The 24,362-nt window shown below is 73.1% G+C and carries 21 protein-coding genes and 2 pseudogenes; 13 read left to right on the top strand and 10 right to left on the bottom strand.

Annotated elements, in window-relative coordinates; genetic code table 11:
• Positions 1 to 17: 17 nt before the first annotated feature.
• The 3 genes and pseudogenes from ACGFYY_RS08155 to rpmG form a co-directional block, all read right to left on the bottom strand.
• A pseudogene (locus ACGFYY_RS08155) lies at positions 18 to 1,083 on the bottom strand (GTP-binding protein).
• Entirely contained in the window at positions 1,080 to 1,328 is a 249-nt protein-coding gene (locus ACGFYY_RS08150) for a type B 50S ribosomal protein L31 (RefSeq protein ID WP_365267394.1), read from the bottom strand. The pseudogene ACGFYY_RS08155 and the gene ACGFYY_RS08150 overlap by 4 nt, the downstream one beginning before the upstream one ends.
• A gap of 52 nt (positions 1,329 to 1,380) precedes the next feature.
• Positions 1,381 to 1,545: a 50S ribosomal protein L33 gene (rpmG, locus tag ACGFYY_RS08145; RefSeq protein ID WP_351162087.1), complete on the bottom strand. Its 165-nt coding sequence runs from the start codon at positions 1,543 to 1,545 to the stop codon at positions 1,381 to 1,383.
• Between the two features lie 109 nt (positions 1,546 to 1,654).
• Between rpmG and ACGFYY_RS08140 the strand changes: the two genes are divergently transcribed.
• Positions 1,655 to 2,236 (top strand): TetR/AcrR family transcriptional regulator, encoded by a 582-nt coding sequence (locus ACGFYY_RS08140; RefSeq protein WP_393707661.1) that lies wholly within the window; start codon positions 1,655 to 1,657, stop codon positions 2,234 to 2,236.
• A 47-nt stretch (positions 2,237 to 2,283) separates the two neighbouring features.
• The gene (locus ACGFYY_RS08135) at positions 2,284 to 3,807 is read left to right on the top strand and encodes an MFS transporter (protein ID WP_393707660.1); all 1,524 of its coding nucleotides are present in this window, start codon (positions 2,284 to 2,286) and stop codon (positions 3,805 to 3,807) included.
• On the opposite strand, the gene ACGFYY_RS08130 is transcribed toward ACGFYY_RS08135, so the two are convergent.
• Complete coding sequence (locus ACGFYY_RS08130) at positions 3,770 to 5,149, bottom strand: tetratricopeptide repeat protein (RefSeq protein WP_393707659.1); 1,380 nt, start codon at positions 5,147 to 5,149, stop codon at positions 3,770 to 3,772. The two genes, ACGFYY_RS08135 and ACGFYY_RS08130, sit on opposite strands and share 38 nt — an antisense overlap.
• Before the next feature lie 138 nt (positions 5,150 to 5,287).
• Here ACGFYY_RS08130 and ACGFYY_RS08125 point away from each other — a divergent pair, with 138 nt between their 5' ends.
• The 3 genes from ACGFYY_RS08125 (at position 5,288) to ACGFYY_RS08115 (ending at position 8,379) form a co-directional block, all read left to right on the top strand.
• Entirely contained in the window at positions 5,288 to 6,652 is a 1,365-nt protein-coding gene (locus ACGFYY_RS08125; RefSeq protein WP_393707658.1) for a M64 family metallopeptidase, read from the top strand.
• Between the two features lie 64 nt (positions 6,653 to 6,716).
• Positions 6,717 to 6,890 carry a hypothetical protein gene (locus tag ACGFYY_RS08120; RefSeq protein WP_393707657.1) on the top strand — a complete coding sequence of 58 codons (174 nt, stop codon included), beginning with the start codon at positions 6,717 to 6,719 and terminating at the stop codon, positions 6,888 to 6,890.
• A gap of 430 nt (positions 6,891 to 7,320) precedes the next feature.
• Positions 7,321 to 8,379, top strand: a complete 1,059-nt coding sequence (locus tag ACGFYY_RS08115; protein WP_365267405.1) for a vWA domain-containing protein — start codon at positions 7,321 to 7,323, stop codon at positions 8,377 to 8,379.
• A 112-nt stretch (positions 8,380 to 8,491) separates the two neighbouring features.
• Here the strand turns inward: ACGFYY_RS08115 and ACGFYY_RS08110 are convergent, their stop codons facing one another.
• A complete protein-coding gene (locus ACGFYY_RS08110) occupies positions 8,492 to 8,680 on the bottom strand; it encodes a DUF6381 family protein (RefSeq protein WP_030718106.1) in 189 nt (62 codons plus the stop codon).
• Positions 8,681 to 8,804: 124 nt separating this feature from the next.
• Positions 8,805 to 9,551 (bottom strand): VOC family protein, encoded by a 747-nt coding sequence (locus ACGFYY_RS08105; RefSeq protein WP_365267409.1) that lies wholly within the window; start codon positions 9,549 to 9,551, stop codon positions 8,805 to 8,807.
• 244 nt (positions 9,552 to 9,795) lie between these two features.
• Here ACGFYY_RS08105 and ACGFYY_RS08100 point away from each other — a divergent pair, with 244 nt between their 5' ends.
• The 3 genes from ACGFYY_RS08100 to ACGFYY_RS08090 all read left to right on the top strand — a co-directional run bounded on the left by ACGFYY_RS08100 (position 9,796) and on the right by ACGFYY_RS08090 (position 12,853).
• The gene (locus ACGFYY_RS08100) at positions 9,796 to 10,773 is read left to right on the top strand and encodes an isopenicillin N synthase family dioxygenase (RefSeq protein WP_393707656.1); all 978 of its coding nucleotides are present in this window, start codon (positions 9,796 to 9,798) and stop codon (positions 10,771 to 10,773) included.
• A gap of 89 nt (positions 10,774 to 10,862) precedes the next feature.
• The gene (locus ACGFYY_RS08095) at positions 10,863 to 12,092 is read left to right on the top strand and encodes an alpha/beta hydrolase family protein (protein ID WP_393707655.1); all 1,230 of its coding nucleotides are present in this window, start codon (positions 10,863 to 10,865) and stop codon (positions 12,090 to 12,092) included.
• A gap of 227 nt (positions 12,093 to 12,319) precedes the next feature.
• Positions 12,320 to 12,853, top strand: coding sequence for a GNAT family N-acetyltransferase (locus ACGFYY_RS08090; RefSeq protein WP_393707654.1), 534 nt, complete (start codon positions 12,320 to 12,322; stop codon positions 12,851 to 12,853).
• Positions 12,854 to 13,026: 173 nt separating this feature from the next.
• On the opposite strand, the pseudogene ACGFYY_RS08085 reads toward ACGFYY_RS08090, so the two are convergent.
• A pseudogene (locus tag ACGFYY_RS08085) lies at positions 13,027 to 13,583 on the bottom strand (short-chain dehydrogenase); the annotation flags it as partial.
• Positions 13,584 to 13,660: 77 nt separating this feature from the next.
• On the opposite strand from ACGFYY_RS08085, the gene ACGFYY_RS08080 reads away from it, so the two are divergent.
• On the top strand, positions 13,661 to 14,386 hold the full coding sequence (locus ACGFYY_RS08080) for a hypothetical protein (RefSeq protein ID WP_393707653.1): 726 nt from the start codon (positions 13,661 to 13,663) through the stop codon (positions 14,384 to 14,386).
• A gap of 51 nt (positions 14,387 to 14,437) precedes the next feature.
• Here the strand turns inward: ACGFYY_RS08080 and ACGFYY_RS08075 are convergent, their stop codons facing one another.
• Positions 14,438 to 15,076, bottom strand: coding sequence for an SRPBCC family protein (locus ACGFYY_RS08075; RefSeq protein WP_393707652.1), 639 nt, complete (start codon positions 15,074 to 15,076; stop codon positions 14,438 to 14,440).
• 313 nt (positions 15,077 to 15,389) lie between these two features.
• Here ACGFYY_RS08075 and ACGFYY_RS08070 point away from each other — a divergent pair, with 313 nt between their 5' ends.
• Together ACGFYY_RS08070 and ACGFYY_RS08065 are read left to right on the top strand one after the other, a co-directional pair.
• Positions 15,390 to 16,013 (top strand): ankyrin repeat domain-containing protein, encoded by a 624-nt coding sequence (locus ACGFYY_RS08070; protein ID WP_393707651.1) that lies wholly within the window; start codon positions 15,390 to 15,392, stop codon positions 16,011 to 16,013.
• The gene (locus tag ACGFYY_RS08065) at positions 16,010 to 17,158 is read left to right on the top strand and encodes a hypothetical protein (protein ID WP_393707650.1); all 1,149 of its coding nucleotides are present in this window, start codon (positions 16,010 to 16,012) and stop codon (positions 17,156 to 17,158) included. Before ACGFYY_RS08070 ends, ACGFYY_RS08065 begins: the two co-directional genes overlap by 4 nt.
• A gap of 11 nt (positions 17,159 to 17,169) precedes the next feature.
• On the opposite strand, the gene ACGFYY_RS08060 is transcribed toward ACGFYY_RS08065, so the two are convergent.
• Together ACGFYY_RS08060 and ACGFYY_RS08055 are read right to left on the bottom strand one after the other, a co-directional pair.
• Complete coding sequence (locus ACGFYY_RS08060; RefSeq protein ID WP_393707649.1) at positions 17,170 to 17,451, bottom strand: hypothetical protein; 282 nt, start codon at positions 17,449 to 17,451, stop codon at positions 17,170 to 17,172.
• Entirely contained in the window at positions 17,448 to 18,194 is a 747-nt protein-coding gene (locus ACGFYY_RS08055) for an HNH endonuclease family protein (RefSeq protein ID WP_393707648.1), read from the bottom strand. Before ACGFYY_RS08055 ends, ACGFYY_RS08060 begins: the two co-directional genes overlap by 4 nt.
• A 202-nt stretch (positions 18,195 to 18,396) precedes the next feature.
• On the opposite strand from ACGFYY_RS08055, the gene ACGFYY_RS08050 reads away from it, so the two are divergent.
• Together ACGFYY_RS08050 and ACGFYY_RS08045 are read left to right on the top strand one after the other, a co-directional pair.
• Complete coding sequence (locus ACGFYY_RS08050) at positions 18,397 to 19,263, top strand: DUF4132 domain-containing protein (RefSeq protein ID WP_393707647.1); 867 nt, start codon at positions 18,397 to 18,399, stop codon at positions 19,261 to 19,263.
• Positions 19,260 to 24,188, top strand: a complete 4,929-nt coding sequence (locus ACGFYY_RS08045) for a DNA-binding protein (RefSeq protein WP_393707646.1) — start codon at positions 19,260 to 19,262, stop codon at positions 24,186 to 24,188. Before ACGFYY_RS08050 ends, ACGFYY_RS08045 begins: the two co-directional genes overlap by 4 nt.
• The last annotated feature ends 174 nt before the right edge of the window (positions 24,189 to 24,362 follow it).

Below are 24,362 nucleotides of genomic sequence, written 5' to 3'. Positions count from 1 at the left end.
CGGCCGGTCGGACGCGGTCAGGCGACGGGTCCGAGGAAGGCGCCGAAGCGCGTCGGCAGGCGCTTCCAGGCCTCCCGCCCGGCGGCGAACTCGGCGTCGGTGAGCAGGCACGAGTCCAGTAGCCGCACCAAGCCTTCGCGGTCGCGCGTGCGGGAGGCACCAACTCCCAGGCGGCGTCCGGCAGCGAGGCCGGCCACGGGCCGCTGTTCTCGACGCGGAGCGCACCACCCGCGGCGTCCCAGGCCGGCAGGGTGTCGGGGCGGTCGGCGAGCCAGAAGGGCCGCGGCTGCGGGCGGCCGCGGCCGCGAGGTGCTCCAGGGCGTCGTGGAGCCGTTCCGGGTGGAAAGGGGCGGTGGCGGTGCCGGACGAGCGTGGCGACCCCCGCCTCGTCCGCCTCCTGCGGCGACAAGGGGCAGGACGGATGCTGAGCGGCGGCCGCCGCCGCGATGTCGAACCCGGCGAAGGCCACGGGGGCCAGCTCACCGGACCCCGGCCTCCACCCTGTGGGCGGTCGGGTGCAACTGGGCCGGCAGGGCCCGGTTCTCGTCGTCCGCCTCGGCGCAGGCGGCGAGCGCGAGGACGGGGGCGTACTCCAGTTGCCGGGCCCAGGTGTCCCCGACCGTCCGCCGGTCGGTGGGGGCCGCCGCGAGCTCCGCCTCCGCCAGATCGTCCCCGCTGGCCAGGTACGGCAGGACGAGGGCGGCGTCGACGGCGGTGATCACATGGGTGAGGTCGACGCCTCGCCGTAGTGCGCGGCCACGACCTCGGCCATGGCGCGCGGTTCGACGGAGTCCCACAGCTCGACGGCGGGGAGCCGGGTCGGCCCGTCCGCGGCGAGGCGCCACAGCTCCGGGAGCAGGTCCGCCCGCAGCGCGCGGCACGCGCAGTCGTTCACGAGCGGGGCCTCGCCCCGGGACAGTTCGCCCGAGGCGTCGCGCACCAGGCGCCGTACGGGCTCTCGGCCGCGGTGGCCAGGTCGTGGTGGAGGGCGACGCTGCCCGGTACGGCGGCCAACAGCTCCCGCACCGCGCCGCGGCGGGCGTCGGCGTGGAGTCCGCCGACGATGACGACCGGCAGGGTCACCGCGTGCTCCCGTAGCGGCGCTGGAAGCGCTCGACGCGGCCGGCGGTGTCCAGGACGCGGGCGGTGCCGGTGTAGAAGGGGTGGCTCCGCGAGGAGATCTCGACGTCGACGACGGGGTAGGTGTGGCCGTCCTCCCACTCGACGGTCCCGTTGCCGGTGGCGGTCGACCGGGTGAGGAAGGCGAAGTCGGCGGCCTTGTCGCGGAAGACGACGGGGCCGTAGGCGGGGTGGATTCCGGGCTTCACGGCGGTGCGCTCCTTCGGGAGGGACGGGGTGGGTCGGGCAGGAGGGGCCGGGTCAGCGTTCTTCGCGGAAGTCGACGTGCCGGCGGACGACCGGGTCGAACTTGCGCAGCACCATGCGGTCGGGGTCGTTGCGCCGGTTCTTGCGGGTGACGTAGGTGTGGCCGGTACCCGCGGTGGAGCGGAGCTTGATGATCGGGCGTACTTCGTTGCGTGCCATGCAGGCAGTATACGGAAATGATTGCCATTTTCAATAGAGGCTTGCGATTGAGTGTTCTTTGCTTCGAATGAGACAATCTTGTATCGTTCGAGGCGAAGGAGGCTCACTCATGGTGAACGAAGAAGAACTGCTGGACGGCGCCGCCCGCGTCCTCGCCGGCGATCACAGCGCCTCGATGGTGCAGATCGCCGCCGGCATCGGCACCAGCCGTGCCACGCTGAGCCGCCGCTACGCGACCCGCGAGGCCCTGCTCAAGGCCGTCGCCGTCCGGGCGATCGAGGTGGTCGACGGGTGCCTGGCCCCGCTCGACCTGACGCGCGACGTCGACGCCGCCGCCTTCGACGTCGCCATCGAGGACCTGGTCGTCGCCCTGATGCCCGCAGCCCACCTCTACGGCTTCACCTCACGTGACGCCACCGTCCTCGCGGACCCGGAGTTCCGGGCCGGCGTGGACCGTCAGGACCAACAGGCCGTGGCCTTCATCGCCCTCGGTCAGCGGCTGGGCCGACTGCGCGCGGACCTGCCGCCGTACTGGATCTGGTACTCGCTCTGGGGCCTGCTCGACGCCGCGGCCGAGGGCGTGCGCGACGGCCACTTCGCCCCGCGCCGGATCGCCCACCTGGTGCTGACCTCCTTCCTCAGCGGGACGCGGCCGCCCGCGCAGCCCCCCGCCGGCGATCCCGCGCCCTGAAACTCCCCTCCACCGTGCGCACGAGGCGCACCTCTGAACGGAACCTCATGCACACCCCCGCGCAGGCCCCCCACCGGTGGATCGTCCTGACGATCCTCTCCGGCAGCCTCCTGCTCATCTCCATGGACACCACGATCCTGAACGTGGCTTTCCCCTCGCTCGTCGGCGACCTCCAGCCGGGCGCCGTACAGCAGCTGTGGATCATCGACGTCTACGCGCTCGCCCTGTCCGGACTGCTGGTCACCGCAGGCGCGCTCGGTGACCGTTGGGGTCGCAAGCGGCTGCTCATGGCGGGCTTCGGCATCTTCTCGCTCGCCTCGCTCATCGCCGTGTTCTCCACCGAGGCCTGGCACGTGATAGCGGCCCGCGCCCTGCTCGGCATCGGCGGCGCGGCCATCATGCCCTCCACCGTCTCGATCCTGCGCACCGTCTTCACCGACGCCAAGGAGCGCGCCTTCGCGCTCGCCGTCTGGGCGGCCGTGTTCGGCGGCGGCATGGCCTTCGGGCCGGTCGTCGGCGGACTCCTGGTCCAGGACCACGGCTGGCACTCCGCCTTCCTCCTCAACCTGCCCGTCGTCGCCGTCATCGTCACGGCCGGCCTGCGCTACCTCCCCGAATCGCGCTCACCGCGCGCCGGCGGCACCTGGGACTGGTGGGGCGTCGGCCAGTCGATCGTCGGCATGCTCGCCCTCGCGGGCGGAATCAAGCAGCTCGGCAAGAGCGGCATCGCCGACCCGCTGCCCTGGGCCCTGCTCCTGACCGCCGCCGTCCTGCTGACCGTCTTCGTACGCCGCCAGCTGCGCCTGGACAACCCGCTGCTACAGGTACGGCTGTTCGCCGAGCCCGCCTTCGGCGTCGCGGCCACCGCGATCTTCCTGCCCATGGTGGGCATGGGCGCGATCCTGTTCCTCGTCACGCAGTGGTTCCAGTACGGCGAGGGCTACACCCCGCTGGAGGCCGGAGTGCGCCTGCTGCCGGCCCCGCTCGCGCTGATCGTCGCCTCGATGGTGGCGCCCTCGCTGATGCACCGCTTCGCCATCCGCCACGTGCTCGGCGCCGGGCTGGTCGTCCTGGCCGTCGGCATGGCCCTGCCGTGGACCTTCCAGCAGTTCACCGACCTGGGCTACCCGGCCTTCGCCACCGCCCTGACCGTGATGGGCCTGGGCGCCGGCCTCGCCACGACCGTGGCCTCGGTGACCCTGGTCTCCGCCGCCCCCGCCGCCGAGGTCTCCAGCGCCGCCGCCATCGAGGAGACCTGCTACGAACTCGGCTCGGCCATGGGCGTCGCCGTCCTGGGCTCCACCGCGGCCGCGCTCTACCGGGGCAACCTGCCCGTCCTGGAGCTGGACGGCCCGAGCGCCGCCGCCGTCCAAGGCTCCGTCGGCGAGGCCGCGCACACCGCCGAACGCATCGGCGGCGCCGTCGGCCAGGCCCTGCTCGACACGGCCTCGCACGCCTACACCCTGGCGATCACCCCGGCGTTCCTGCTGGCCGCCGTACTCGCGGTCGCCGCGGCGGCCACGACCTGGACCCTCATTCCGCGGGACCTGCAGCCCACCGAGAACCACTGACCGGAGCCGGTCGCACCGCGGGCGCGGCGGGCGCCGGGCCCAGGGTGGTGGTGCCGGGCGCCGCCTGGTGCCCCAGGCCCGTGCGGTACGCGTCCATGGCCGCCTCGACCCGACCCGTACGCCGCAACAGATCGCCCAACAGCCGGCACAGGTCCGCGAGATCACCGGTCGCCCCACTGCGCTCCAGCAGCGCCAGCGCCTGGACGTAGTGCTCCTCCGCTGCCTCCGACTCACCGCGCTCCTCGGCCATCAGGCCGAGGAGCCGGTGCGCGCCGCCCGCGTGCACGGCGCCGTGGCTGTCCCCCAGCTCCAGCAACGCGGACAGCAGTCCGGCGGCCTCCTCGTACCGGCCGAGCTGGCGCAGTACGTCGGCCAGCTCGACCTCCACCTGGGCCGTGTAGAGCCCGGCGCGACGGGCCGACAGCATGTCCCGGGCGATGCGCAACTCGCGTTCCGCCGCGGCGAGATCGCTGTTCTGCGCCAGTACGTAGCCGCGCATCCAGTGGCAGTGCGCCAGATCGGTCCGCAGGCGCAACTGCCCGTAGATCTCCTGGGCCTTCGCCAGTGAGGCATCGGCTTCGGCCACCCGCCCGCCGGCCAGGAAGGTCCGGGCCACCTGCCGGTGCATGCCCGCCACCAGCGCCGGGTCGCCGACCTGCGGAGCCAGCGCCAGCGCGAGCTCGGCAGCGCGGGCGGCCCGGGCATGGGCGCCCATGTCGAGGTACGGCCCGATGATCGCGGCGTTGAGCAGCACCAGCGCCTCGGGGTCGGCCAGCCCGCTCGCGCCCAGCTCGTCGATGGTGGACTCGAGCAGGTAGCAGGCGTAGCGCAGCTCACCGGCCAGCAGGTGCGCGACGGCCCTGCCGCGGATCGGGCGGGCCCGGCGGGGGAGCGGCTCATCCGCGAGCAGCCGCTCCGCGGCCTCGAAGTGGCCGATCGCGTCAGGCAGTTCACCGCACTCCAGCGCACACTCACCCAGGCCGAGTCGGGCCTCCGCCTGCTCGGGGACCAGCCCGAGCTCCTCGGCCTCGGCGAGCAGCCGCCGGTAGCGCGCCGCGGCCTCGTCGGCCGCGCCCGTGGCGAGCGTCTGCTGGGCGTCGGTGAGGGCGAGCCGCAGTTCGGTGGCCAGGTGGGCGGGGCGGCCGGTGGCGAGTTCCTCGTACGAGGTGCCCAGGCGGGCGGCGAGGAAGCGCAGCGCCGTCTCGGAGGGCCGGACCTTGCCCGACTCCAGGGTGGAGATGTAGGCGGGGGTGTAGGAGGGCTCCGCCAACTGCCGCTGGGTCAATCCAAGTTCACCGCGCTTGCGCTGCACCCTGCGGCCGATTCGGGCCGGTTCGTCCATGGAATCCCCCTGGTCGTTCGAACTCCCCAGTATTCAGGGGGAGCAGGCATTGCGCACGCCCCGCGCGCCACCTAGTTTAAGCAACCAGTTCACTGGATTTAACAAACGACTTAACTTCCGTTCCTCGGGGAGGACTTCATGAATCCGGTCAGACGCTCCGCGAGACGAGCGGCGCTGCGCGGGGCCGTAGCGGCGATCTGCGCGACCGCCGCGCTGGTGGCCGCCGGACCCGTGGGCGTGGCCGATGCCGCCGGCGCCGCGACGGGCCCCCGGGTGGAGGTCGAGATACCGGGGCCGGAGCACGGCGGCGACGCCGGATCGGGTCACGCCCGGGTACCGGCCGCCGGTAGCCCCGCCAAGGCCACGGGTCGGCCGTCCCCGGCCGAGCGATCGGCCGACGGCCAGGTCACCAAGATGATCGACAACGGCTCCACCACCGACCGCCTCGACGTCGTGGTCATCGGCGACGGATACACCGCCGCCGAGCTGGACCGGTTCCACGCCGACGCCGAGCAGAAATGGGCCGAGGTGACCGCCGTCGAGCCCTACACCACGTACCGGAACCTCTTCAACGTCTGGACGGTCGACGCCGTCTCGCACGAGTCGGGAGTCTCCGGCGACCCCGACCCGGCCACCGTCCGCGACACCGCCCTCGGTTCCTACTTCTGGTGCGAGGACATCGAGCGGCTGCTCTGCGTCGACCAGCCCAAGGTGGACACGTACGTGGCGAAGGCGCCCGCCGCCGACCTCGTCATCGTCCTGGCCAACAGCGCGAAGTACGGCGGAGCGGGCTACAACGAGCGCAGCGCCACCCTCGGGTACGAGGGGATATCGACGGCTTCCGCCGGCCACCCGAAGTCCGGCCAGGTCGCCATCCACGAGACCGGGCATTCGCTCGGCAAGCTCGCCGACGAGTACTTCTACCCGGGCGTCCCGGAGTACGAGAAGTACACCGGCCCCGAGCCCGGCGAATCCAACAGCTCGGCCCTGCCGGCCGACCGTATGGCCGCGCAGCGGGCCAAGTGGTACCGCTGGCTCGGCGAGGAATCGCCCGACGGCGGCACCGTCGGCGCGTACGAGGGCGGCAACTACTTCGTGACCGGGCTGTACCGGCCCACCGACAACTCCCTCATGCGGGTCCTGGGCAAGCCCTTCAACCTGCCCGGTGTCGAGTCCATGATCGCCGGCTTCTACCAGCACGCCCGGATCGTCACCCCGCTCACCCCGACCGACCGCACCCTGCGGCTGCGCCACACGGCGAAGGCCTCCGTACCGAAGCTGGCCGGAGCGGAGGGCCGCCAGCCCGTGGTCCGCTGGTACCTCGACGGCCGGGAGCTGAGGCGCTTCGAGGGTCGTACCGAGGTCTCGGTGGCGGAACTGTGGCTCTTCGACTTCCGCACCCACCGCCTGACGGTCACCGCCGAGGACCGCACCCCGTCGGTGCGCGATCCGAAGGTGAAGCGCACCCTGCGTTCCTCGGTCGACTGGAACGTCCGACTCTGAGGGTCCTCTCCGAGACCCCCGAACGGTGCGGGCGAGCGAAGGCTACGGGTTACCCTGCCCACCGGTGGCCACGACGGTGCCGGCCGCTGTTCCGCGCTGCGAGGAGGACGAGTTGACCGGTTCGGAGGCCAAGGGGCCCAAGCTGCCACCGAGCTATCCGCCGAAGTCGCCTCCGCCGCAGAAGAAGCCGGTGGAGGCACCTCGCCCGCGGCCGGCCACCAAACCCAAGACGCGGTAACCGGTCCGCCGTCCCCCGGTGAGCCGGTCATCGCGAACGGTCCAGGACGTCCTGTACCCGGCGGTGACCGGCTTCACCGCGAGACGGCACGAGCGTGTGGCGAAGCGTGTCCCGGGGATCCCAGGTGTCCTGCGTCCCCGTACGGTCCCGCACGCGCCAGAGTTCTATCGGCAGCCCGAACCGAGTCGGTTCTTCCTGTCGGCCCGTACGTCGCAACAGTTCCTGTGCACGCTCGGAGAGCGGGGACAGGTCTTCCAGGATGTGCATCCTGAACTTCATTCCGAAAAAGACGATCGTTGGACCGTCGCCGTACCGGGCCGGGCCCGGCTGCCGGACGTCCGACGAGGCGGCGCGGCATCAGGGATCGATGTCAGTGGCCCCTCCTAGTGTGAACACATCACTCGGGGAGCTTCGGAGAAGGAGCAGAGTCATGTCCGCAAACAAGATCCAGCACAAGGTGAACCACGTCGCGCTGGTTGTGGACTGTTCGGGGTCCATGCGGCAGCACCAGGGGCAACTCGTCCGTGTCGTCGACGAGTTCGTGGCCGGCCTGAAGGCGGAGTCGGACAGTCTCGGGCACGAGACCCGGATCAGCCTCTACTCCTTCGACCACAAGGTGGAGAACCTGGTCTGGGACATGGACGTGAAGCATCTCCCGTCCATGCGGGGTCTCTACAAGGTCAACAACGGCGCGACCGCCCTCATCGAAGCCTCGCTGAAGTCCTTGGACGACCTGGGCCACATCTGGGAGGAGTACGGCGAACACAGCTTCCTCCAGATCGTGGTGACGGACGGCGAGGAGAACGCCTCCGGTGGGGACCGGCGGCACGACGGGGACATGACCATCCTCGGGCCGTGGCTCGACAAGATCGCGGCGAAGATGGGTGCGCTACCGGAGCATTGGACCTCCGCGATCCTCGTCCCGAACTCCCTGGCGAAGCGGACCGCCCAGAACTACGGTTTCCCGGCCGGCAACATCGCCATCTGGGACGCGGATTCGCGGGAAGGCGTCGAGGAGGCGATCGGCACCGTCCGCGCCGCCGCCACCAGCTTCCTCCGGGGCCGCGAGAAGGGGGTGCGCGGGACGAAGAACCTGTTCGCGGTCGGACAGGACCTCTCGGTCGACGACGTACGGGCGAACCTCGAGCCGGTCCCGGCCGACAAGTACCGGCTCCTGAAGGTCGACGAGGAGGTCGAGATCCGGTCCTTCGTCGACTCGCATCCGGGCGTGACCTATGAACGCGGTTCCTGCTACTACCAGCTGGGCACCCGGGTCCAGGTGCAGCCCGACAAGGAAGTCGTCGTGGTCGAGAAGGACACCGATCGCGCGTACACGGGCGACGCGGCACGCACTCTCCTGTTCGGCACGGGCATCCAGGGGACCGTCTCCGTGAAGGCGGGGCGCAATCCCGAGCTGGAGGTGTACGTGCAGAGCCGCTCGGTGAACCGGAAGCTCAAGGCCAGGACACGTCTGCTCATCATGCTCTGACACACGTCCCGGACGGCTCGATCCGGCCGGTGGCCGCGCGCCGGCCGGTGGCCGCGGCGACAGGAAGTCGCGGCGGACACCGGCCGGTGCGCGGGTGTGCGGGAGGGGACGGCTACATGGGGTCCATGCCCCGGTCGTCCATACGGCCCTCCTGCTCGCTCTGCTCCTGGAGACGGCGGGCCTTCTCCTTCAGCCGGCGGCGCTCCTCCGGGTCGGTGGACCGTTCGGCCGCGTCGTTCAGCTCCTTGGCCTTGGCGCGCATCTGCTGGGACCGGCCGCGGGACTCACCTGAAACGCTCATGTTCGCTCCTGGATCTGTGGGGGAGAGCGGGCGGATTCAGCGAACCAGGACTGCCGTGCGCCCGCATCTCGAAGCGTCCCCGAGTGTGAGTCGCCCCCACGACCACGGCCGACCGACGGGGTGGTCAGTCCGTGTCCGACCCGAGGGCCGTCGTCAGGGTGAACAGGGCCCCGTCCGGGTCGCGCAGCGTCACCCAGCGCTCCACCGCGTTCGAGGTGATGTCCGAGACGGGCCGCCCACCCAGCGAGACGGCCGCCTCCATCGCCGGCCGGAGCTTCGGCACCCGGAAGTGGACGTGCCAGCGCGGCCGGGTGTGGGGGGAGTAGGAGGCGATCTCCACGGGACCGCTGTTCAGCCGGGCGACGGGTTCGCCGTCCTGCCGCAGGACGACCTGGTCCTCCTCGTACGAGACCTCGCAGCAGCCCGCTCGGCCGGTGGCCCACTCCAGCACCGCGCCGTAGAACATCGCCGCGTCCAGCGCGTTCCTGGTGCGCAGTTCCAGCCAGGCGGGTGACGGGCCCCTGCCCACCCGCCAGCCCGCCTCCACATTGCCCTCCCAGATCCCGAAGACGGCGCCGTCCGGGTCGGCCACGAGCGCGGCGCGGCCGCCGGACTCGAAGGAGACCGGGCCGACCGCGATCGTGCCCGTCCGCTCCCGGATCCGGTCCACCGCCACATCGGCGTCGTCGACGGCGAAGTACGGGGTCCAGGCCGCCGCGACGCCCAGGTCCGCGGCCAGTGCTCCGATGCCCGCCACCGGGTCCCGGCCCTGGAAGGCCACCGAGAACGCCTCGCCGAGGCGGGTCGGGCGGAACCTCCAGCCCACGACCGCACCGTAGAAGTGCTGGGCCGTACCGAGGTCGCGCGTCATCAGGCTCACCCAGCACGGTGCCCCGAAGACTTCCCTCGTCGAAATCTCCACCACTCGCTCCGTCCCTGACGACCCGCTCACCCTCCGCCTCATTCTGGTCCTTCTCGGGAGGATCCTCGCGAATGACAAGGGTGAATGCGCACAGAAGGTGTCCGAGAATCACGCTCCGTGTCGATCCCGGCCGGTGGCGCACGGCGATAACCTCGGTCCCGGACGCCCCGCAGCCCCGGAAGGCAGGTCTCGCATGGCCGGATCCCAGATTCCCGTGATCGATCTCGGGCCGTGGCGGTCCGGCGGACCCGAGGCCCGCGCCCGAACGGCCGCCCGCGTGGACGAGGCGCTGCGCGCGGCCGGCTTCCTGCTGGTGACCGGGCACGGCGTGGACCCCTCGCTGCCCGCGCGGATCCGGGAGGCGGCGGGTGAGTTCTTCCGGCTGCCCGCGAGCGCGAAGACCCCGTACGCCGTCACGGTCGGCGGCCGGGGCTGGCTCGGCCCCGGGGCGGAGGCCAACAGCTACGCCGAGGGGACGGTCTCGCCACCCGACCTCAAGGAATCCTGGTCGTTCGCGGCCGAGGAGCCCACCGGCGTTCCCTCCGTGGACGCCGAATGGTTCCTGCCCAACATCTGGCCGGCCGAAGTACCGCGACTGCGACCGTTGGTGACGGAGTACCTGCGCCTGATGCGGAGCCTCTCCGACGAGCTGCTGGAGCTCCTGGCCGGCGCCCTGGGCCTGGGCGAGGACCACTTCACCCGCCACACCTCACACCCCACCTGGGGGTTCAACCTCAACTGGTACCCGGGCACCGAGGTCCTCGGGCCGCCGCTGCCCGGCCAGTTCCGTATCGGCGCGCACACCGACTTCGGTACGGTCACGGTCCTCGACCGGCAGCTGGGCGCGGGCGGGCTCCAGATCCACACCGACGCCGACGGCTGGCAGGACGCGCCCTTCGACCCCGGAGCGCTCACCGTCAACATCGGTGACCTGATGGCCCGCTGGACCGGCGACCGTTGGCGCGCGGGCCGCCACCGCGTGCTGCCGCCGCCCACCGACACCCCCGCGGAGGAACTGCTCTCCCTCGTCTACTTCTACGAATGCGATCCGCACACCCGGGTGGAGTCCTTGCCCGCCCCCGTCGGCCGGGTGGTGCACGACCCCGTCGACTCGCACACGTACCTGCGCGGCAAACTCGACGCGATCAGCGTGGGTCATACTCAGGAGTGACGGGGAGCATCCTCGTCCGCCCGGGGTCGGACGGCGGATCGCTCTCGTAGCTGACGATCCGCCAAGATGCCGCGCATAGCGTGACGTTCATGAAGTCGATGACGTCCATGAAGTCGATGAAGCCCATGACTCTGCCGAGCCGCAGAACCGCCGCCTCCGTGGCTCTTCTCGCCCTCCTGCTGCCGCTCCCGCTCGCCACTGCCGGCACCTCGTTCGCGGCGGAGGCCTCCGTGGTCGTCGCCGGGCGCCCGGCGGCAGGCCCCGAGAGTCACGGCACGACGGTGGAACTCCCGCGCCCCACCGGCCGTTTCGCGGTGGGCCGGGAGGACCTGCACCTGGTGGACCGCAGCCGCACGGACCCCTGGGCCGGCTCCGGTCCGCGCGAGCTCATGGTCACCATGCGCTACCCGGCGCGGCACGACACCGGCCGCACCACCCGCTACCTCACCTCCGAGGAAGCCCGCCTGCTGCTCGTCGATCGAGGGCTGGACCAGGTGATCCCGGTCGAGACCCTGACCGGCACACGGACCCACGACCGGTCGGGCGCCCGCCCGCTCGCCGGGCGGTACCCGCTCATCGTGCTCTCCCCGGGGTTCACCGTCCACCGGGCCACCCTCACCGCGCTCGCCGAGGACCTGGCATCCCGCGGCTACGTCGTCGCCGCGGTGGACCACGCCTACGAGAGCGTGGGCACCGCCTTCCCCGGAGGGCGCGTACTGCGGTGCCTGGCCTGTGAGAAGGTCCAGGACGAGGCGGGCTACCGGACCGTGAGCGACACCCGGTCCCGTGACGTTTCCTTCCTCCTGGACCGCCTCACCGGACGCAGCCCCGTCTGGCGCCACGCCGGACTCATCGACAAGAGCCGCATCGCGATGGCCGGCCATTCCATCGGCGGTTCCTCGACCGCGGCCGCGATGGCCGCCGACCCCAGGATCCGGGCCGGGGTCAACATGGACGGCGGCTTCTCCACCCCCGTGCCCGCGACCGGACTCGGCGGTCGCCCCTTCATGCTGCTGGGCGCACAGCAGCGCGGCCCCGGCGGCAACGCGAGCTGGGACCGCGACTGGCCGCTGCTCGACGGCTGGAAGCGCTGGATCACCTTCGCCGACTCCGGCCACTTCACCTTCACCGACTTCCCGGCGATCGCGGAACAGTTGGGCCTGCCCGACGACGAGGCCCCGCTGCCCGGTGCCCGCTCCGTCGAACTGACCCGGCGCTACGTCGTCGCCTTCTTCGACCAGCACCTGGGAGGCAGCCCGCAGCCCGTGCTCGACGGCCCGTCCCCCGACGCGCCGGAGGTCCGCTTCCACACCCCCTGACAGGCGGCCGCGGGGGTCCGGTCGGACCAGCTCGGACGGCAGTGGTCCGAGGGGGCGCGGCACCGGGTCGGCGACGGGCGCGGCCCGGGCGGCACCGCCGCCGCACCGCCGCCGTACGGGACCAGGGGCGGGTGGCGGGGAGCTGCCCGCGGCGAGGTCCGCGCCCCCGAGACACCGCCGCAACGGCCGATTACCGCTGGTCGGCGCAGATTCGGCAGGATGGGGGCATGACCGAGATCCTTACCCCCCGACTCCTCCTCCGCCGCTGGACCGACGACGACCTCGTCCCCCTGTCGGAGATCAACGCCGACCCGGAGGTGATGCGCTGGATCGCCGAGGGCGAGACCCTCGACCTGGACGAGACGGCCGGGGAGATCGAGCGTTGGGAAGAGGAGTGGGACGAGGAGGGCTTCGGGCTCTTCGCCGTCGAGCTCCTCGGCTCCGGCGAGCTCATCGGTGCCGTCGGGCTGTCGGTCCTGGAGAACCTGCCGGACGCTCGGGCGGACGTACAGATCAGCTGGCGGCTCGGCCGCCAGTACTGGGGTCAGGGCTATGCCTCCGAGGCCGCCCACGCCACCTTGGAGTTCGCGCTCCAGGACCGCGGCCTGGACCGGGTCGTCGCGGTCAACCGGCTGAGCAACACCGATTCCGAGAACGTGATCCGCAAGCTGGGCATGGTGAAGGAGCGCGACACCACCGATCCCCGGTACGGGACCGCGGTGCGGGTCCACGGCATCGACCTCACGGAGTACGAGGCCTGAGCCTGCCGGTGCCCGTGCGGCCGTGAGCGCTCACCCGAAGGCGGCGCCGGGGTCCACGCCGGTCAGGGCACAGCTCGCGCCCCACCACCGCGCCGCGACCGACGGGTCGACGAGGTGGTGCCACATCGGTTCACCGCGGGGGCCGTGGCCGGTCGTACCCCGGCGGCGCAGTACATCTGCGCCGGCGTGGAGCGTCCGTAGGCGCGCTTGGGCCGGTGGTCCTTCCGGGACTGCCGGATCGTCCGGGTCGAGCCGCTCGGACTTCGCCGCGAAGGTGCCCACGGTCACGACGCGGGCCGCCGGCGCGGCCGACAGCAGGAGCCTCAGCCACCGGGCCGAGGCGAAGTATCCGGTTCGTGCCGAACATGAGCTCGCGACCGTGCTCGGTCACCCTGCGCGGCGGGACCTCGAGCGCGACGCCGGCGTCGTGGACCACCGGGTCCAGGCGCGCCACGTCCAGGGCGTGCGCCACTGTTCCGAGCGACGGGAGATCGGCGAGGTCGAGCCGTACGGCCCGTACCCGCGCCCCGGCCACGTGCGCACGGATCGAGGCCATGGCCGCCTCGGCCTCGGCGGGGTCACGGCTGCCGAGTGCGACGGTGGTTCCGATGGCCCCCAACTGCTCCGGCGTTGCCGCCGCCGACCAGGTGGACGCGGCCGTTCCAGCGACCACCGGCAGGTCCCCAGCGCCGGTGCGCCCCCCGCGACCGACGGTTTCGGAATCTGTCATTCCGGGGACGGTGTCCCCGCATCGCCGTGATCGAAGCCGCGCCGCGCCGGCGCCCGACGCGACATCCGAGGGAGACCATGGGTTGGAAAGGCGCACGTCGCAAGGCCGTATCGGCCGCTCTTGCCGGAGTGGTGACCCTCGTCCTGGCGGCGGGGGCCCCGGTCGGCGCCCAGCCTCGGACGGGGACCGTGCCGCCGTTCGGGGGTGTGGCCGTGGCGCAGGGTGCCTCCCCGACCTCGACGCCCCCTCCGCCCCGCCTGCCCCGTGACTTCCGTGGAAAGGGCAAGTGGATCGTCCGGGACCTGGACATCACCGTGCCGTTCACCTGGGAGGGGAGGGACGGCGACAGCCAGATGACCGCGGGCGGCCCGCAGTACCCGATCTGGTTCACCAACCTGATCTACCACGACACGCTCTACACGCTGACGTACAAATGGCCGGGTCTGGACGAGCATCCCTGCTCACGTATCCCCGGCTTCGATCTGGAAGAGCTGAACGAGGGGTTCGAGAACGCCCGGTTCGTCGGGCGGGAGACCCTGCGGCGCACCCCGGAGCGGCGTGTGAACCACTGGCGGGTGGGGGTGGTCTTCCCGGAGCTGCCCCCCGGGAACCACCCGCGCCTGCCGCTCGCGCTGGGCGACATCTACGTCGACGAGAACGATCGGGGCACGTTCTGGCAGGTGCTGCAGTTCGGTGTCCAGAACCTCTACGACCCCGAGTTGGACGAGTGGTTGGTCATGGACACCTTCGAGCACCGGCCCGGGACCGTGACGCTTCCTCAGCGGTGCGAGCCGCCCCGGTGAGCGCGTGAACCCGAACCGCGAGGGCGGTGGCGCCGGATCCGGCGCCGTGGGTCAGTGCGGCTGGTGGTGGGTGCGGGCCTCGGCGGTGACCTTCAGGTCGCTCAGCCATCCTTCGAGTCCCTGGCGGAGGATGGCGGTCGCGGTGGGGACGTCGGCGTCGACCTGAGGGCCGGTGTGCGTCTCCTCGGTGCTCACCCGGACGCCGCCGTCGCGGGTCCTCGCGAAGTTCCACACATGGACGCCGTCGATGTGCAGGCCCTCGCCCGTCGCGGGACCCGTCCACCGGATGCACGCGTGGTGCCCGAGCTGTTCGACGGTCGAGGTGATCTCCAGGCTGGTGGCAGGAGTCGGGTTCGGAGGTACCGGGGTGGTCCACCGGAAGGCGGAGCCCCGGCGGAGCGGGCCGCCGTCGAGGCGCTCCGCGGTCGTCACGGGTGCCTGCCAGGAGGGCCAGCGCTCCACATCGGTCTGGAGATTCCAGACCGTGCGCAGTGGCGCGTCGATGACGATCTCGGCCCGGTACCGGACGCGGGCGTCCGGGTCGACGCCGGCCCCGCGACAGGTGAGGGAGGGCCGGGGGTGAGGGTCGACGGTCGCCCCGGCGGGTGCCGCGGTGGTGGCGAGGAGGCCGACGGCGAGCGGGACGATGGCCAGGGTGGTGCGGATGCCGGTGCGGAGTGTGCCGAACATGGAGTTCCCCTTGGGCGTTCCGTGGGCGGACCTTACTGAACGATAGATATTCAATCGATTGTGAGAGGTTATAACTCGTGTGGGTGATACGCAATAGCGTGCGTGACACCCCCTTACGACGGCCAACGGTGATCGGTGGACGGTGAGCCGGGCGCGGCCGCATCAGCCGATCGGTCGACCCACGGGTCGACCGGACCGCTCGCGGGCTCCGGCCGCCGGTCGGACCCGCCGGTGGGCGCGGCGCGGCGACCATGGACCGGGGGAGCGGGAGGACGTACCCGGCCCTCCCCGCCCCGGAGCCGAGAGGGACACCATGAACGCGCACGACCGACTCCTCCTCGACGGGGCACGCCGCGGTGACGCGGCGGCGGTGGGCGCGGCGCTCGCCGCGGGCGCCGCCGTGGAGGCCCGCGACGAGGAACTGCGCACGCCGCTCCTGCTCGCCGCGCTCGGCGACCACGTGGCCGTCGCCGAACTGCTGGTCGCCGCGGGAGCCGACCCGAACGCCCCGGACTCCCGGGAGGACAGCCCCTGGCTTGTCACCGGCGTCACCGGCAGTGTGCGGATGATGCGGGTGCTGCTGCCCGCCGGACCCGACCTGAAGCAGCGCAACCGTTTCGGCGGGATCTCCCTCATCCCGGCCGCCGAGCGCGGGCACACCGCGTACGTGCGCGCCGTGATCGAGGAGACGGACATCGACGTCGACCACGTCAACCGGCTCGGCTGGACCGCCCTGCTGGAGGCGGTGATCCTCGGCGACGGCGGCCCGCGCCACGAGGAGGTCGTCACCGCCCTGATCGCGGCGGGCGCCGATCCGCTGCTGCCCGACCACGAGGGGGTGACCGCGTACGAGCATGCCGCCCGCCGGGGCTTCGACGGCATGGCGCGGACACTGAAGGCGGCGGCCGACACCGCGGCGACCGGGTCCGGTCGATGAACCGCCGCACGAGGGGCGCCCGTACCCGCCCTCGTGCCCGTACCCGTACCCGCGGCGCCCTCGTGGCGACGGCCGCTGCCCTGCTGCTCGGCGCCTGCGCCGGGAACGCGCCGTCGGCGTCGCCCACCCCGGCGCCCTCCGCCGCCTCCCCGCTGCCGGCCACCGCCCCCACCCCGCAGGGGCTGCTGCTGGCCGCCGACTTCGGGGCCGACACCGTCTCCTTCGTGGACCCGGAGCGCGGCACGGTCGCCCAGGTCACCGTGGGCAGGGCCCCGTACGGGGCGGCCCTGGGCGCGGACGGCCGGGCGTGGGTCGCCACCGCCGAGGGCGTGGCCGTGGTCGACACGCGCACCCGGGTACGGGTGGCCCGGATCCCGTACCGGACCGACACCGGCCCGGTCACCGACGGCGAGTACCGAGGCGGCGGGATGGGCATCGCGCTGTCGCCCGACGGCGCGCACGCCTACGTCGGGGTCAACGTCCCCGGCACCACAGGGGTCCTGGAGGTCCTCGACACGGCGAGGAGCGAGGTCACCGCCGTCGTGCCGGTGGGCAGGCGCCCCTTCGACGTGGACGTGTCGGCGGACGGCGCCGAGGTCTACGTCACCGGACACGACTCCTTCGACGTCACCGCCGTCGCGGCCGACTCGCTCCGCCCCCGCCGGATCGAGGTGGCCCCCTACGGCACCGAGGGCGGCCTCGGCTCCTGGCTGAAGCCGCACCACGGCGTCGTGCGCCCCTCCGACGGACAACTGCTGCTCCCCTTCGAGGGCGAGCGGCCGGCGGTGGTCGACCCGCGCACCGGACGGACCCGGATCGAACCCATGACCGCCGACACCCATCAGCACGGCGCCGCCACCACGGCCGACGGACGGCTCCTGGTGGTCGGCACGGGCCCCGTGCGGCCGGGCGACGGCCAGGGCCCCTCCCTGACGGTGCGTTCTCCGGACGGCACCGAGCGGGTGCACCCGCTCCAGGGCCCGCACGAGGACGTGGCCGTCTCCCGCGACGGCCGGACCGCCTACGTCACGGGCGGCTACACCCGGGACGGCTACTGGAACGGCATCACGGTCGTCGACCTCGACACCGGAACCACCCGCCGGCTCGCGGCGGGCGCCCGGCCCCTGGGCATCGTGGTCCTCTGACCCCCCGCGCCTCAGCCGGGGTCGCCTCCCGGCGCCTCGGCCCCGCCGCCCGCGCGGATCGCCGCGAGGGCGGCGGTGTGCAGGGCCGCCGGGGCGTCGTGGTGGGCCCGGGGGCTGCCGGTGAGCACGTACCACTCGTCGGCGTCCTTGTACCGGACGTCGAACCGGACCAGGCCCCCGGCCACCACCGTGGTGCGCAGCGTCAGCGGGCCGGTGATCACGCCGACCTCGTCGGTCATGGCGCCGCCCGGCCCGGCGAGCACCTCGTCCTGCCACCGGTGCGGTTCCGTCATGAGGCGCAGGTGTCCAGCATCGTGGCGAGCATCTTCTTCTCCGGTTCGGTGACGGTCAGTCCGTACGTGGATTTCACGGTGGTCCAGGCCCGCCCGTACCGGCACCAGCTCGCCTTGTCCGGCGGCTGCCACAGGTCGGGGCTCTGGTCACCCTTGGAACGGTTCGAGGCCGCGGTCACGGCCAGCAACTGGGGATGGGTCAGATCGTTGGCGAAGGCCTTGCGCCGCGCGGAGTCCCACCCGGCCGCGCCCGAGCGCCAGCCCTCGGCGAGCGGCACCATGTGGTCGATGTCCATCTTCCCCGCCTCGGTGACGACCGCCCCGTCGTAGAGGCTCTTCCAGTTGCCGGAGACGGCCTTGCACTCGGCGTCCTGGGTGACCTCGGTGCCGTCCCGTTTCAGCACCACCTCACGGGTGTCGCACTTGTTGCCCTGCTGCGCCCAGTGCGTGAACTTGTCCCGGCTGTAGCCCGCCATCGTGCCGACCGGCGCCACCTGGAGCGCCGCCAACTGGGTGCGCGCCACCGCGGCGCTGACCATACCGGGCAGGACGTCCCCACCGGCCGGTTCGGCACCACCGCCCGGTGCGTTCGGCGCGTTCGGCGCCGCGGTGGACGGCGATCCCACGGGCGCGGACGCCTTCGGGTCCCCGCCGCCCGGCGCGGCCGGATCGGAGCACCCCGTGCCGGCGGCCAGCAGCAGCGCCACCAGCACCGCACCCGACACACGTATCTGACGTCCCATAACCCCACCCCGAGCCGGTACCGCTCCGCACGCTGTCCCGGAAACCCTACCCAGAACCGGACAATCAACCTACCGAGGCCCCTCCGGCGGCCGTTGTCAGTGGCTCTCGCTAGTCTCCCGACATACCGCAGCTCAGGGGGGTCGGCTCCCCCCTGTCAAGGCTGCGCGGAACCGGAACGGTACAGGCGGAGGGGCACGGCTGATGGCATGGCTGGCGGCGGGCGAGGGGTACGAGATCGCCCTGGTGGAGGGACGGGTGGCGGCGAGGTCCGCCACCGGGCGGACGGCGGGACGGCAGTTGAAGACACTGCCCAAGGCCCTGAAGGACCATCCCGAGGTGGACCGGCTGCGCAGGCTGGCCGCATGGCTCGACCGGCACGAGGCGGCCTGCGCCGCACAGGTCGACAGCTGGATGGTCTCCTCGCTGCCCGTGCCGACCGAACTGCTCGCCCGGGTCTGGCCGGACGAGGCCTGGCAGAGCGCCCTGCGTGACGTGGCCGTCGTCGGCGACGACCCGGACGAAGTCGGCTTCCTGCGGGACGCCACCGCCTCCGGCGAGCTGAAGGTGGTCAACCTCGACGGCGAGACCGTACGGCTCTCCCCGCGCACGGTGACCCTGCCGCACCCGGTGCTGCTGCCCGACCTGGACGACGTACGGGAGTTCGCGGCCGAGCTGGGCATCGTCCAGCGGGTGGAGCAGATCCACCGGGCCACCTGGCACAAGCCGGCCGAGGTCGCCGCCACCGCCACCGAGGTCCGCGATTACGCGGGCGGGTCCTTCCCCACCCGCTTCAGCCTCGCCGCCCGGGCCACGAGCCTCGGCTACCGGGTCTCCGGCGGCTACGCCACCTGCAAGGTCCGGGACTCCGGGTCCGCCGCCGAGGCCGCCGTGTGGATCGGCGAACCCTATTACGAGGACGGGACGACCACCGGCGCGCTGAGCTGGCACGACGAGGACGGCCGGGCGGTACGCCTGACCGAGGTCGGACCGGTGGCCTGGTCCGAAGGCATGCGGATGGCCGCGGCGCTGTACGCCGGGCGGACGATCGAGGAGGGCGGGGACGCGTGAGCACCAACCAGGAAGACATCGAGATGAACAAGGCCGAACTGCTGCTCAAGGCAGGCGCCGTACTGCCGCCCGGTACCACCGGCGCCGGCCCGGACGCCGTGGATCTGACCGCGCGCTCCTACCGCCACCCCGGCCTCGGCGAGGACCGTGTCGTCGTGCGGCTCGCGCCCGCCGAACTGGGAGCCGCCGAGGACCTCGCCGCCGGATTCCTGGGACTCGTACGGGACGAGGGCGAGGCGCCCGTCGTCGGCCTGAGCCGGCGCCAGGCCCTCGGCTTCCCCGAATGGGTCCTCGTGCACCACCCCGAGGACGGCCACCACGCCCTGGCCGTCGTCCCCGAACTCGACCGGATCGCCCGCCAGGCCAAGACCAAGCCCAAGGCCGCCCTCGACGCCTGCGTCGAACTGGCCGGCCGGCTCGCCGCGTCCGTCCCGCACTTCCTGCCCCTCTTCCACGAGCAGGCCGCGCGCCTCTTCCTCGCCGTCGAGAACACCACCTACGCCGCCCAGCTGTTCGGGAAGGCCCGCGCCGCCGAGGCCCAGTACGGGCTGGACATCGACGAGGACCGCCTCGACGCCGTCTTCCTCGAATTCGCCCTCGTCGGCGCCCTGCCGGTGAAGGTGCTCACCGGCTACGGCAAGGCCCTGGCCGCCCGGGTCACCCCCGCCGAGGCCTACGAGCGCTTCCGCCGCCTGTGCGTACGCCGCACCGCCGGCGGGCTGGCGCCCTCCGCCCAGGCCGCCGCCGAACTGCGCCGCCTCGCCCGCGCCGCGGGCCTGACCGGCACCGAACCCGAGCAGGACTACCTCGCCGAACTGCTGCCCCTGCCCGCCACCCTGCGCGCCGCGCTCGGCTGGTGGAAGGCACACCGCGGCGCCCTCGTGGCCCTCGCGCACCGCGTTCCCGCGGTCCGCGGCACCCTCCTCGGACTCACTCCGCCCAGCGGGGACGGCGGCGAGTTCACCGCCCTGTGGCTGGAGATCCTGGACGAGTCCGGCGCCTCGGCCGGCCTCGCCGACGGCGACCTGCCCGCCGAGCAGCGCTGCGCCGACGGCACGGCCGGCTGGCTGGAGCGCTTCCACGCCGCCCGCCACTCCGGCTGGGGCCGGCGCCCCACGCTCCCGCTCCTCCTCGACCTCGTCGAGCGTTGTGCCGACCGGCTGCGCACCGAACTCGACCGCCCCGAGCGGGAGACCGGCCTGCGGATCGGCGTCGAGGACGCCGACCTCCTCGACCTGCTCCTCGCCCTCGACGTCCCGGTCATCGACCCGGAGGCCGGCGCCGAGGGCCGGCGCCACCGCTACGACCACTTCAACCTGTCCGAGTGGGCCGACGGCGACCGACGCCGCGATCTGCTCGCCATCGGCGCCGACCAGCGCTTCCACCCCGCCTTCCGTCGCGCGCTGAGCAACCTCGGCGACGGCTGCGCCGACGTCGTCCGGTCCGTCGCCGCCTCGCCCGGCGGTCGCCCGCTGCTGGCCGCGTGGATGCGCGAGGTCGCCCTCGCCTCCACCGCCGCCGGTCTGCCCGGAGTCCCCGACGCCATCGCGCGCCTGAAGTGGCTGCCCACCGAAGCCCTGGAACTCGCCCCCGAGGAAGTGGCCGCCGCCGCGGCCGTGGACCTCGCCGAAACCCTCGCCCGTACCCTGCGCGGCGGCCTCTTCGAGGAGCTGGCCTGGCCCTCCTGGGAGGAGGCCCTCACCGAACTGGCCCCGGGTCAGGGCCGGGAGGCCCTGACCGTGGTGGAGGCCTGGCCGTACCTGATCGTCGCCAACCGGACCCAGGTCCGGGTCATCGACGCCGAGTCCACCGTCCTCACGCACGACCTGCGGGTGCCGACCGGGAACTCGTACAACTACGGCTTCCACTACGTCGACGGCGAACTGCTCGTCTTCTGGTCCTCCTGGAGCACCGACGGAGTGCAGGGCTACTGGCACCACTCGCCCGGCAACGTCCTCACCCTGGACACCGACCGCAACCACTGGTCGCTGCGGGGCGACCACCTCACCCTGCCGCTCCCCGGCGGCGGGCGCGCCACCGGCGGCGGAGTCCTGCACCGCGGCGACACCAAGCTGCCGGACGAGCGCCCCCTGCTGTCCGACGGCACCTCGTACTGGGTGTGGCAGCGCCGCGACCAGCAGGAGGACACCGGCTGGCTGGAGTACGACCCCGTCGGCGGGACCTACGGGCGACCCTCCCTGCCCGCCTTCCTCGCCGACGCGCTGCGCGCCGACGCCGCCACCGGCCGCCGCGGCGGATACTCCAACCGGCTGCGGCCGACGCCCACCGTGGCCGGCTCCGTGCTCGGCGAGCCCACCGACGGCCTGCTCGGCTGGCGCACCGTGAGCGTCCGCGACAACGGCTGGGAAGGCACGGACACCGGCGGTCGCACCGTCGTCGTCCCCGAGGGCCACGACATGCCCGTCGCCGCCCTCGTCTTCCCCGGCGACGACCGGCCCCGCGCGCTGTCCCAGCAATGGCGGCAGCTGAGCATCACCGACCCGGACGGTGTGCTCACCGCCCGGTCGCGCGACGGCCACAACCACCGCTCCGCCTTCGGTACCGGCAGCGTGGACCTCCCGCCGCTCACGCACTGGTACGCCCTGCGCCCCCGCGACACCGAGGGTTCGGCCGTCCTGCGCGCCGTCGACCGGGAGACCGTGGCCGCACTCCTCAAGACGGCGGCCGCGGCCGAGAAGGCCGCCGACCTGCCCGACCTGGTGAGCGCGGCCCTGCCCCGAATCACCGCCCCCAAGATCATCGGCGGTGTCGTCGAGGTCCTGCGCTTCACCCTCACCCAGCAGAAGGCACTCGACGACATCGCCGCCCGGCTCCACCCCGACACCACCCCCGTCGAGGAGCGCGAGCAGGGTCCCGGCGACCGGCTGATCGCCGACGGGCTCAGCGGCCTCATCGGCTCCGGCTACTACCGCTGGGGCGGCGAGAGCGACGCCGCCCACTACACGCTGAGCCGACTCGCCGCCGCCCGCACGCGGACCGACGACGCCCCGGTGCCCGGCCTGCTGCACTTCGACACGCCCGCGCTCCCGTACTGGTCCTTCACCTGGACCCCGCTCCTGGACCAGCCCGCGGCCGTCGCCTACCGCGCCGTCACCGTCGCGCCCACCGAAGAGGAACGGGAGGGCCTGCTCACCCTGCTCGCCGCCGTCGACCGCCTCGGCCTGGCCTCGGCCGAAGGCTCCGCCGACCGCTGGCGCCGGGTCCTGCTCCACCTCGACAAGCAGCACCTGGTCACCCCGGACGGCGAACGCAACGTCCACCACCGCAGTCTGCTGCCGCTGGGTGGCGGAGGCGTCCTCGCGCTCACCGAGCACAGCGCCTCCGTGCCCGAAGGCCACGAGTTCGGCGCCCTGCTGTACGACCCCACCGGCCGGTTCACCGTCCCCGGCCCCTACACCGTGCGCGGCGACGCCCCGCTCGGCGACCGCGAACGCGGCGCCGACTGGCTGACCGCGTTCCTCGGCGCGGCCGCCGAGCACGGCCCCGTGCCCTTCCACCCGGCAGCCGCGGAGGAGTTCGCCGAGCTCACCGGAGTCTCCGGCGCCCTCGCCCGGCTGGTGATCGCCGGGTTCCCGGGCGTCGACAGCCACGAACGCAACTTCCTCACCCCCGAACTGCGCACCGCCCTCGGGGTCAAGGCCACCGACGCCGCGTACGCCCGCGACGAGCTCAAGGCCCTCGACACCGAGCTGCGACGCGCCGTCGTCGCGGCCCTGCTGCCCGCCGATCCGGCGAAGCTGTGGAGCGAGGGTCCCGACGTCGCCGCCGCCGCGGAACTCTGGAACCGGCGCGTGGGCCGCCGTACCCCCGTCCCCGACTGGCTGGCCACGGAAGCCGCGCGCGCCGTGGGCGGTTCCTGGCCCGCGCACCGCGCCCTGGCCGCACTGCTCGACCCGGCGGCCTCGCCCGAGCTCTCGGTCGACGTGCCCTGGACGGTGAAGGGCGACCACGTGGAACCCGCCGAGCCGGCCACCGGCCTCTTCACCGTGTCCGTCCTGAGCGGAACGGTGGCCATGGCGTCCTGGCTGGCCCACCGACTGCCCGCGGGCGATCCCGTACGAGCGGCCCTGCCGCCCGTGCTGACCGCCGTCCGGCAGCGGCTCGCCGCGCCCGAACTGCTCCTGGAGATCGGGCACTACACCAGCCTGCCCGACTTCCGGAAGGCGGCGGGCACCCCGACCGAGACCGGCGAGGGCTACGAGCGCTACGGCGCCGTCGTGATGGCCACCCACGACGACCAGCCCAAGCCCGCGGTGCGCCCGGCGCTGCTGGACTCCACCGGCTCCGACCCGTACCTGCCGGTGCTGCGCGGCGACGACCAGCGTCCCTCCGCCGCCGAGGCGGCGCTGCGCACCACCCACGACCCGCGCTTCGCCGAGCTGCTCGCCGACCCCGGCGCCCCCGCGGCCGGCGCCGTGACCGCGGACGGCACCTGGTGGCCGCAGGACCCGAGCCGCTCCGTGCCCGAGGTGGTGGAGGAGGCGAGCACCCGGCACGGGATCGGCGCCGACGCGGCCACCGTCTACCTCATGCTGCTCGCCATGCCCGACCCCACCGACCGCAACACCGCGCGGTGGACCGGCTGGAAGCCGGCCCGGATCAAGGCCGCCCGCGCCGAACTGGCCGCCACCGACCTGGTGGTGACGGCCGGCCGCAGCCGGGCGGGACGCACGCTGTTCCTGCCCGGCGGGTGGGCCGAGATGCCCTCCCCGACGCTGCCGGTGGAGCAGTGGAAGCTCCCGATGTACGGCCTGAGCGCCGGTCACCGGCCCTCGCTGGGCGTACTGGTGCCGGTCGAACCGGCCGCGGAGCTCTACCGCCGGGCCTGGCGGCGGATCCGGGACGGCGACCTGCCGCGCTTCGAGGAGCTGAAGGTGAAGCGCACCCGCGCCCGCCGCCGCTGAACCGCCGCTCCCGTACCCCTGTCCGGGGGGGGGGGGGGGGGGGGGGGGGGGGGGGGGGGGGGCGCGCCCCCCCCCCCCCCCGCGACCGGCTGGGGGGGTGGTTCAGCCGGAGATCTGCTTGCGGCCGGATCCGGCCCCGATGCTGACCTTGCGGGGCTTGGCGCGCTCGGCGAT

The organism is Streptomyces sp. NPDC048331 (assembly GCF_043201215.1).
Lineage (GTDB): Bacteria > Actinomycetota > Actinomycetes > Streptomycetales > Streptomycetaceae > Streptomyces.
Note: the sequence above shows the minus strand (reverse complement) of the source record. Positions and strands in the feature narration are given on the sequence as shown.